This is a genomic window from Bradyrhizobium uaiense, from assembly GCF_010811875.1.
Classification (GTDB): Bacteria; Pseudomonadota; Alphaproteobacteria; order Rhizobiales; family Xanthobacteraceae; genus Bradyrhizobium; species Bradyrhizobium uaiense.
The window spans coordinates 1-207 of the sequence record NZ_VKHP01001284.1 but is presented as its reverse complement, the minus strand read 5'-3'; the positions used below and the strand labels follow the sequence as shown (position 1 = coordinate 207).

Genomic DNA, 207 nt, shown 5'->3' with positions numbered 1-207 from the left:
CGAAGAAGGGCGAACGCTCGGTTGGTGTTGCAGCTCAATACGCGTCGGCTCTCGGCAAGACGGCAAATTGCCAAACGCTTGTGTCTTTGACGCTTGCGCGCGGCGAAGTGCCAGTGATGGTCGCGTTACGTCTCTTTCTGCCTGACAGTTGGACAAGCGACGTGTCTCGTTTGAAGCGTGCCCGCGTGCCAGTCGAACACCGAACGC

At 58.9% G+C, this 207-nt stretch carries 1 protein-coding gene; it reads left to right on the top strand.

Annotated elements, in window-relative coordinates:
- Positions 1 to 207: transposase (locus tag FNJ47_RS49635; RefSeq protein ID WP_163163982.1), on the top strand; the 207-nt coding region annotated here is incomplete at both ends.